This is a genomic window from Shewanella marisflavi (assembly GCF_023283925.1).
Classification (GTDB): Bacteria; Pseudomonadota; Gammaproteobacteria; order Enterobacterales; family Shewanellaceae; genus Shewanella; species Shewanella marisflavi.
Genome location: NZ_JAKIKX010000021.1, coordinates 1 through 4,765 on the forward strand (window position 1 = coordinate 1; position 4,765 = coordinate 4,765).

4 protein-coding genes, 3 tRNA genes and 1 rRNA gene are annotated in these 4,765 nt (G+C 47.8%); 1 reads left to right on the forward strand and 7 read right to left on the reverse strand.

Annotation, left to right across the window (positions count from 1 at the left end):
• From L2712_RS18995 to L2712_RS19010, 4 genes are all read right to left on the reverse strand, one after another.
• Positions 1–306 (reverse strand): GTP-binding protein (locus tag L2712_RS18995; RefSeq protein WP_248978684.1); only part of this gene is annotated, 306 nt, incomplete at its 3' end.
• 188 nt (positions 307–494) lie between these two features.
• A tRNA-Gly gene (locus tag L2712_RS19000) sits at positions 495–568 on the reverse strand.
• A 36-nt stretch (positions 569–604) separates the two neighbouring features.
• Positions 605–689, reverse strand: a tRNA-Tyr gene (locus L2712_RS19005).
• 7 nt (positions 690–696) lie between these two features.
• A tRNA-Thr gene (locus tag L2712_RS19010) sits at positions 697–772 on the reverse strand.
• A gap of 235 nt (positions 773–1,007) precedes the next feature.
• Between L2712_RS19010 and coaA the strand changes: the two genes are divergently transcribed.
• Positions 1,008–1,958: a type I pantothenate kinase gene (gene coaA / locus L2712_RS19015; protein ID WP_033540862.1), complete on the forward strand. Its 951-nt coding sequence runs from the start codon at positions 1,008–1,010 to the stop codon at positions 1,956–1,958.
• Positions 1,959–2,001: 43 nt separating this feature from the next.
• Here the strand turns inward: coaA and birA are convergent, their stop codons facing one another.
• The 3 genes from birA to rrf all read right to left on the reverse strand — a co-directional run.
• Complete coding sequence (gene birA / locus L2712_RS19020; protein WP_248978697.1) at positions 2,002–2,961, reverse strand: bifunctional biotin--[acetyl-CoA-carboxylase] ligase/biotin operon repressor BirA; 960 nt, start codon at positions 2,959–2,961, stop codon at positions 2,002–2,004.
• Positions 2,954–3,994: a UDP-N-acetylmuramate dehydrogenase gene (murB, locus tag L2712_RS19025; protein ID WP_248978698.1), complete on the reverse strand. Its 1,041-nt coding sequence runs from the start codon at positions 3,992–3,994 to the stop codon at positions 2,954–2,956. Before murB ends, birA begins: the two co-directional genes overlap by 8 nt.
• Positions 3,995–4,661: 667 nt before the next feature.
• A 5S ribosomal RNA gene (gene rrf, locus L2712_RS19030) occupies positions 4,662–4,765 on the reverse strand; the annotation flags it as partial.

The following is a 4,765-nucleotide window of genomic DNA, read 5'->3' on the forward strand; positions in this document are numbered from 1 at the left end:
AGCGCCGTCCATCTGTGCAGCACCAGTGATCATGTTTTTAACATAGTCAGCGTGGCCTGGGCAGTCTACGTGTGCGTAGTGACGAGAAGGAGTATCGTACTCGATGTGAGAGGTATTGATGGTAATACCGCGCTCACGCTCTTCTGGAGCGTTATCGATCTGTGCGAAATCTTTAGCTTCACCACCGTACGTCTTAGTCAGTACGTGAGAGATAGCAGCTGTAAGAGTTGTTTTACCATGGTCAACGTGACCGATGGTGCCCACGTTTACGTGAGGTTTGCTACGTTCAAATTTTTCTTTAGCCATGGTATTGCCCCAATTAAGAGATACTTGGTGATGAAATCTACATACAACAAAAAATCCGATGCCTATAATGTCATCGAATCGATTTAATTAAGATAATTACGGAAGCTTAGTTTGGCAGGCTGAAGGCAGTTTATCGAGAACTGGACCCGAAAGGGCGGCTCATAGATACGGGCACAATCAGCGAAAATTGGAGCGGATGGCGGGAATCGAACCCGCGTTATCAGCTTGGAAGGCTGGAGTAATACCATTATACGACATCCGCGCAACCTAACTAAGGTTACCTAACTACCTAGAAAAATGGTGGAGGGAGAAGGATTCGAACCTTCGAAGGCTGAGCCGTCAGATTTACAGTCTGATCCCTTTGGCCACTCGGGAACCCCTCCAGAGAAATGGTGCCGGCACCAAGAGTCGAACTCGGGACCTACTGATTACAAGTCAGTTGCTCTACCAACTGAGCTATGCCGGCGTGTCATTTCGGTAGCGGATATTAGGTAATAGTGAGCACAAGTGCAATACCTAATTTTAAAAATCTGCAAAAAAATCATTTAAACGACGTTTTTTCCGCCACGAAAGCACAATAAAGTTCACTATTTACCCATAATAGCCCGTAAGCCTGATAGCCTAGAATGGAATCGCATTTTTGGTGTTGTTCCCCTGAGGACGATGGTGTACTGTGCCTTGCCTAAGGGGAGATTTTATTCATGCACGTCGACAACCAAATACATAATGCACTCTATCTTGCCTTTGCCCGTCAGCAGTGGGCAGAGCTGCGAAAATCAGTGCCGTTAACACTCAGCGAATCCGATCTTGACGACCTGCGCGGCATCAACGAATCTATCTCCCTCGATGAAGTAACCGACATCTATCTCCCTCTGAGCCGCCTGCTCAATCTCATCGTCGGCGGCAAGCAGCAGAGAGGACTGGTATTGAGTCAGTTCCTCGGTCGTGTGCCACCTAAACGTCCTTATATTATCAGCATCGCTGGCAGCGTCGCGGTAGGAAAGAGTACTACGGCGCGTATCCTGCAAGCCTTATTACGCCAATGGCCAGAGCATCCGAAGGTCGACTTGGTAACCACAGATGGTTTTCTCTACCCATTATCTGAGCTGAAACGTCGAGGGCTTTTACAGCGTAAAGGCTTTCCAGAAAGCTATGATATGAAGATGCTGGTTGAGTTTATCTCTAAGATTAAGGCAGGTGAGAGCTTAGTACATGCGCCTATCTATTCTCATATAAGCTACGACAGGATTGCTGATACCCAACAGGCGATACAACAGCCAGATATTCTGATAATAGAAGGGCTCAATGTTTTACAAACCGGACAAGACACCCACGTAGCAATTCAGCAGCCTTTCGTGTCGGATTTCGTCGACTTCTCCATCTATGTAGATGCTGAAGAACCGCTATTAAAAGACTGGTATATTTCTCGCTTCTTAAAGTTCCGCTCCGGTGCCTTTAGCGATCCTAACTCATACTTTCATCACTACTCAGAGTTGAGTGACGATGAGGCGACTAAGATAGCTGGCAATATTTGGGATAGCATCAACGGGCCTAACCTTAATCTCAATATCCAACCCACTAGAGATAGAGCACACCTGATCTTACGCAAGGGAACCGATCATATGATGCACCAGGTGCTACTGCGTAAATAAAACCTCCTAAAAAAACGGCCGCTGATTAACGGCCGTTTGTCTATTAGACGGGACGCATGGAGATCTCTCCCCCCACAAAGGCTTTTATTCCCTGCTCGGTTTTCAGTAATATGGCGCCCTGCTCATCGATACCGCAGCAGTTCCCCTCAACGCTATTATCTCCCATCAGCAATTTAATTGGCTGCCCATCAAACAGATCTGCCTCACGCCATCTTTGCTGAAATGCCTTAAGACCCTGCTGCTGGAATAACTCTAGATCCCTAACCAGTTGCCGCTGCAGTGCAATCATCAAATCTGTCTTATCAGGCTGCTGCGCAAGTTCTGACAGATCGCTCCAGGGCTGATCTATCTTATCGGCCTGCGCCGGTGACATTGAGAGGTTGATGCCTATACCAATAACCAGATCGCAAACACTGTCTGCCTGGCCACTCATCTCAATTAAAATGCCTGCCAGCTTCTTATGATTCAGATAGATATCATTGGGCCATTTAACCCCAATTCCCTCAACACCCAGACTGCGAAGCACTGTCACTAACGAACAAGCAACCACCAAGCTCAAGCCCATCGCCTGAGCCATTCCTTGAGAAAATTGCCAATAAAAAGAAGTATAAAGATGACAACCGTAAGGCGAGACCCACTGACGACCACGACGACCACGACCAGCCGACTGATACTCAGCCACGCAGATATCACCACTACTCAGCTCATTGACATGGCCCAATAAGAAACCGTTGGTCGTAGCGATCTCATTGAAATAGAAGCAGCGATTTTTTACCCCCTGCTTAAGACGCGCCTCATCGATCAAAGACACAGGCGTAGCAAGTCGATACCCTTTGCCTTTCACACTATAGATATCGACACCAAACTCTTCTAAGTTGGCCACCTGCTTGCTCACCGCAGCACGAGAAATCCCCAGTTTACTTGCCAATGCCTCGCCAGAGACGAAGCTACCTTGGCTGAGTAGGCGAATAATATCCCGACGACGGGCCCATTGATCATGCATCAGCTAATTCCTTCTGTCCGGTAGCACCGATAATCCTCGGCTCAACTTCCAACCTTACGCCAAACTCTTGATATATCCTATCTACCACTAACTTAGCTAGGTTACACACATCCTGACCTGTGCACTCGCCCTTGTTGACGATCACTAGCGCCTGCTTTAAATGAACCGAAGCGTCACCCACAGACACTCCTTTAAGGCCAGCTTTATCGATCAACCAACCGGCGGCTAACTTAACCTGTGAATCCTCCAGGTGATAGCCGACAATGTCTGCATATTGCTGCTTAAGCGCGTTGAATTTTTGCTGGCTAACCACTGGGTTCTTAAAGAAACTGCCCACATTACCTAACAGGGCAGGATCGGGCAATTTAGTCATGCGCGTCTTGCAGATGCAGTTGAACACCTCTCTAGGGGTAATGCCTTGAGTACGCTCGCTCAATTCCTGCAGTGGTCCATAACTGAGATTAGGTTGCCAGGCCTTGGGCAACATAAAGCCCACCCGCAAGATCACGGCGCGATTTCTTAGGGCATTCTTGAAGATGGATTCTCGATAGGCAAACTCGCAATCACTGCCATTAAGCCGTTTTATCTCGTCACTTGGTAGATCAAGATACTCTACCCAATCGCAGAACTGCGCAAACTCAACGCCATAGGCACCGATATTTTGAATCGGCGCAGCACCAACAGAACCAGGAATCAACGCAAGGTTCTCGAGTCCTGGCATCTCATTATCGAGACAGAACTTAATCAGCTCATGCCACACCTCGCCTGCCTCGACCTTGAGGTAATAGTACAGATCATCCTGACTCACCTCGATCCCCTTGGTCTCTACCAATACCGCAGTCCCTTGAAAGGTTTCAGTCAGTACAATATTGCTACCACCACCTATCAGCAATAGCGGCTCTTGCTGCTTAAAGGCCTGCAAACAGACGGCAAGCAGCTCAGTATCCTGTTTTGCTGTAACCAATCGAAAGCAGTCAGCCTTGAGGCCCAGGGTATTAAATTGCGTTAAAGAATCTGTGATTTTGGAGTCCATAGAGGAAGCGTGATTTATGTCAGTTAGTCCAAAAAGCCATTGTAACGTATCTGGTCCCCGCAACCTAAATCCCAACAAAGATTAATCTCGATAGAGCTCATGATTCACTTATGAATGGACACTGAGAATGGAAAGGATTGTACCGTTCGTTAATCGACACATGTTAAAGGAGTACTCATACAGTTGCTAACACCTCGGAGACTCGTATTGACTAACTAAAAGCATTTTTTCACTCACGTTTATAGAAAGCCGTATCTCACATGGGCACGTAAGGCATCCGCTTATCAAGCAAAGCTTGATAAATGACTGCAGTACAAAGCAGCTAGGCTGAGAACTGGGGCAAGGCACATAAATGTGCCTAGTGTCATTACGCAGGATGCTGTTTATGAACAAGCTCCGCGGCGGGACGACGAAAATAGGCGCCTGTCATGGCCAGCTTCAGCCACATTTAGATATTTGTACAAACATACGCTCACATGGGGGCGAAAGGCATCCGTTTATCAAGCGAAGCTTGATGGATGGCTGGAGCGCGAAGCAGCTAGGCTGCGAGCTGAGGGGGCCACACTGCGTAAGCAGCTTTGGACTGCAGGTGAAGTAGATGCTTTCGCAGAGCGTAGAAAGCAAAAAGCCCTAGCGATTTAGGCTAGGGCTTTTTGCTTTATTAGGCGCCTGGAAATGACCTACTCTCACATGGGGAGACCCCACACTACCATCGGCGCGATTGCGTTTCACTTCTGAGTTCGGGATGGGATCAGGTGGGACCACAATGCT